This is a genomic window from Rhodococcus sp. EPR-157 (assembly GCF_001647195.1).
Classification (GTDB): domain Bacteria; phylum Actinomycetota; class Actinomycetes; order Mycobacteriales; family Mycobacteriaceae; genus Rhodococcoides.
The window spans coordinates 1-4,356 of record NZ_LVCV01000135.1 but is presented as its reverse complement, the minus strand read 5'-3'; the positions used below and the strand labels follow the sequence as shown (position 1 = coordinate 4,356).

The window sequence follows — 4,356 nt, the reverse complement described above, 5'->3', positions numbered from 1 at the left end:
GTCTTCTGCATTTCGGTTGCGACGATGTCGGTGTGCGGGTCGAGTGCCCGCGATCCGAGTAGTGCGTCCGGTGTATCGAGTGGCTCGATACATCGGGCGAGACCGGCGTCGAAGATCCCTGCCCGAACAGCCTTGTTCAACCGGGCCGACCAGCGACGGAACGACGTGCCCGCGTCGGGGAGCGAAATCGGCTCGTTCACGGTGATGCTTGCCCACGCGTCGGCGAGATCGTCGAAGATGATGCGCCAGGACACCCCGTCGATGACGAGGTGGTGTATCGACAACACGAGCAGGCCGTCGCGCTCGGGTCCGGCATCGAGGTGAACCGCCTGCAACATCACCCCCGAATCGGGGTCGAGTCTTGCTGCAGCCTTGGCAATTTCATCCTCGAGTACTGAGTCGGCGCCGACCACCGTCACCAGTGCGTCGACGGCGGGCACTTCCTCGGGGACGTACAGCGACCACGGCTGCGATCGGTCGAGCTGCGCGCGGAGCATCTCGTGCCGGCCCAGAAGCGCGTCGACAATCTCACGGAGCTGGTCCCCGGTCAGCCCCGCGGGCGCAGTCACCACGGTGGTCTGCACGAATCCGTCCACGTCCCCGCCCACGTCACCCGTCCAGCGCACGATCGGCGTACCGAGGACGTGTCCGACGGCAACGTCTTCCGGATCTCGTGCCGTGTCGGTGTCCGACACGACTTCCGCGAGCGCGGCAGGTGTCCGCAACCGGAACACGTCGCCGGGCCGGAGGCCGAGACCCGCGCGCCGGGCTTTGCTGACGAGCGAGATCGCGACGATACTGTCCCCGCCCATCGAGAAGAAGTCGTCGTCGACTCCTATATCGCTGCTGCCCAGTACTTCCGCGAAGAGCGCGCACAGGGCTCGTTCGGTGTCGGTCTGAGGGGCGCGAAAAGAGCCTGACCCGAAGACAGGTTCGGGAAGTGCCCGACGGTCCAGCTTTCCGTTGGGCGTAAGCGGAAACTCGGCCAGCACGACCACTGCAGTCGGCACCATGTATTCGGGCAGCGCATTCGTAGCCCAATCGCGCACGGAGTCATCGGTGACGACCGAGCCCGCGTGCGGCACGACGTAGCCGATCAGATACTTGGTGCCGCCGCGGTGTTCGCCGACCGTGACACACGCCTGCCGAACTCCCGGGTGCGTCGCAAGGCCGTTCTCGACGTCTTCGAGTTCGAGTCGCATTCCTCGAATCTTGACCTGATTGTCGGCTCGCCCGAGGAAGTCGAGGGAACCGTCGGGAGCCCACCGCGCGAGGTCCCCGGTGCGGTAGAGGCGTGAACCCGATTCGCCGAAGGGGTTGGCGACGAATCGGCCGGCAGTCAACGACGGTGCACCGACGTATCCGCGGCCGAGCAGAAAACCTCCCGCGTAGAGTTCTCCGCCCTCACCGATGCCGACCGGCCGCAGGTTGTCGTCGAGAACGTACAGCTGCGTGTTGGGATTGGGGGTGCCGATGGAGGTCGCGATGCGGTCCGCACCGTCTCGATAGATCACATGGGACACACCGATGGTCGCCTCGGCTGGTCCGTAGCCGTGGTACAGCGTCGTGGACAGCGCCGACCGGAATCGATCGAACAACTCCGGGGTCAGCACCTCTCCGCCACACCACACGTGCTTCAGTCCGCCGAGGAGTTCGGTACCGGAGGAGAGTTCGAGAAGGACGTCGAGCATCGAGGACACGAGGTAGACGAAGGTCACGCGCTCGGAGGCAATCAGATCCAGGAGATACTGCGGATCCCGTTCACCACCGGGCTTGGCGACGATCACCCGACCGCCGGACACCAACGGCAGCAGGATCTCGTTGACCGAGATGTCGAAGGACAACGGCGCCTTGAACATCGACGCGTCTTCGGGACCGAAGTGCAGGATCTCCTCGACCTGCCAGCGCAGGCGTGCTGCGATCGCTTCGTGGCGGATCATCGCGCCCTTCGGCCTACCGGTCGAACCGGAGGTGAAGATGATGTAGGCCAGTCGGGTTCCGGCGGCAACATCGCGTTCGAGGGGGAGCGCGCGATCGTAAGCCCAGTCGTCGAGATCGACGATGCTGCTGGGTACGTCGAGTTCCAGGTCGACGTCCGCGCGAAGCACACGGACGACGGTGGCGTCGGCGAGAACCGCGGCCTGCCGATCCGCGGGCCACTGCGGATCCAGCGGAACGAAGGCGCCCCCGGCAGTGAGGATGGCAAGGATCGACACCACCATCTCGGCACTGCGCGGCATGCCGACGGCGACGACGGCCTCGTCCGCAACACCGTTCTCCGCAAGGTGCGTGGCCAGTTCGCCGACGAGCCTTCCCAATTCGCCGTATGTGATTCGCCGAGCACCGTCCACCACCGCTACGGCCTCAGGCCTCAGATCGACCTGGTCGGCGAAGAATTCGATCACCGAACGCGTTTCGATTTCGGCCTGCGTGTCGTTCCAGGTGGCCAACTGCTCCAACCGGCCGGAGAGGGAATCTTGGTCCGACTGCATCGGTCGCCCTGTGGGCATGAAAAGTCACGTTCCTTGCGGGTAGTTGGTGTCTCCAGCGAGTGGTACTACGCCGAACTGGATGCGTGACGCCCCTGCCACGCGTTCCACAGTTCTGCGTACCGACCACCCGCAGCGATCAGATCGAGGTGGGTTCCGTCTTCGAGAATCCGGCCGTGTTCGAGTACGACGACTCGGTCCGCGGAGGCGGCCTGCGTGAGTCGATGAGCGATGACGAGGGCAGTTCGTCCTTCCATCGCTGCGAGGGACGAGCGTTCGAGATCCCGAGCACCCGCGCTCCCCGCTTCGGCGGTGGCCTCGTCGAGGATCACGACCGGTGGATCGGCCAGGATCAACCGTGCGAGCGCCAGCTGCTGGCTTTGCGCAGCGGTCAACTCGGTTCCACCTTCGCCGATGACGGTGTCGAGCCCGCCCGGAAGCAGGTCGACCCAGTCCTGGGCACCGACGACGGTCAGCGCTGCCATCGCCTCGTCTGCAGTGGAGTCCGGACTGGCCAGACGCACGTCGTCGAGAAGAGTTCCCGCGAACACGTGTACTTCCTGGGTCACGATCGCGATGTGCTTGCGCAGACTCGTCTCGTCGAGGTCGGCGACATCGTGATCACCGACGGTCACCCGACCGGTGTCCGGACGGATCGAGCCCGCCGCGATCGCCGCGAGAGTCGATTTCCCCGCTCCTGTGGACCCGACGAGTGCGACGGTGTGGCCGCTCTCGACACGCAGATCGATGTCCTCCAGAACCGGGGTTACACCGTCGTAGCTGTGTCCGACGCCGTGCACCGCGAGGGTGTGCCCACCTGTGCGCACGTCCTCCATGGTTCCGGCTCGGTCACCCGGCATCGACACGACGCCGACCAGCCTGGCGAGCGAGGCGCCTGCGGACTGCACCTCGTCGAACGTGAACAGAATCGAGCCGAGCGGGTTGAACAGCCGATGGAACAGCAGTGCTGCCGCCGTGGTCGCACCGACGGTCACCACGTCGCCACGCACCAGTACGAATCCGACCGTGAGAATCAGTGCGAGCCCGAAGAACTCGGCACGGTTCTCACGCCCGACGAATCGTGTGAACAGCGTGAACACGGTCAGCCCGAGATCACGAGCACGCGCTGACGCGGCGTCGATGGCGTGCACGTGAGCGGACTCGAGCCGGTACGCGCGGACGGTCCGCGAACCGTGCAGGCTGCTGATCAACGCCTCGGCACGTTCGCCCATCGCCACGCGCTGCTCCGCATAGAGCGGGGCCGAACGAGGCAGATACCACCGGAGTGCGACGACGTAGAGCGGCAATGCCACCAACCCGGCCAGCCCAAGACGCCAATCGAGTGCGCCCATCGCGAACATACTCAGCACGACGAGGATCAACGCCGACACGATCTGGGGAACGACGTCCGTCACGGCTTTGGAGATAACCTCCACGTCGTCGCCGACGCGAGACAGCAGATCACCCTTGCCGACCTTCTCGAGCTTCGCGGTGGGCAGCATCAGCGCACGTCGGACCGTGCGCTCGCGCAGATCTGCCAGGATCGTCTCGCCGAGACGAGAGATCGAGACCGTCGACAGACCCGTGAACACCGCGCCGATCACGGCCGCCGCTGCGATCGAGACGATGACCCAGACGATCGTGGAGACCGGTGCGCCGTCCATCACGCGGTCGACGAGGCTGCCGAGAACGTAGATCGGCACCAGCGCCATCGCGCCACTGACGATCGCCGTCAGCACGGTCAGGGCAGTAGCACCCTTGCGTGCACCCAGTTCGCCGCGAAGCCACTGCCACGTGTGCGTGGCATCGGCGATGGGCAACAATTCCGGCTTCGGCTCGGTCACAGGGGAATTCACGACGGCCATGC

2 protein-coding genes are annotated in these 4,356 nt (G+C 65.4%); both read right to left on the bottom strand.

The features are described 5' to 3' along the window. The coding region (locus A2J03_RS05470; RefSeq protein ID WP_442971324.1) for an amino acid adenylation domain-containing protein at nt 1–2,450 on the bottom strand (2,450 nt) is incomplete at its 3' end. 107 nt (nt 2,451–2,557) lie between these two features. Next, nucleotides 2,558–4,354, bottom strand: a complete 1,797-nt coding sequence (locus A2J03_RS05465; protein WP_068370552.1) for an ABC transporter ATP-binding protein — start codon at nt 4,352–4,354, stop codon at nt 2,558–2,560. Nucleotides 4,355–4,356: the final 2 nt, after the last annotated feature.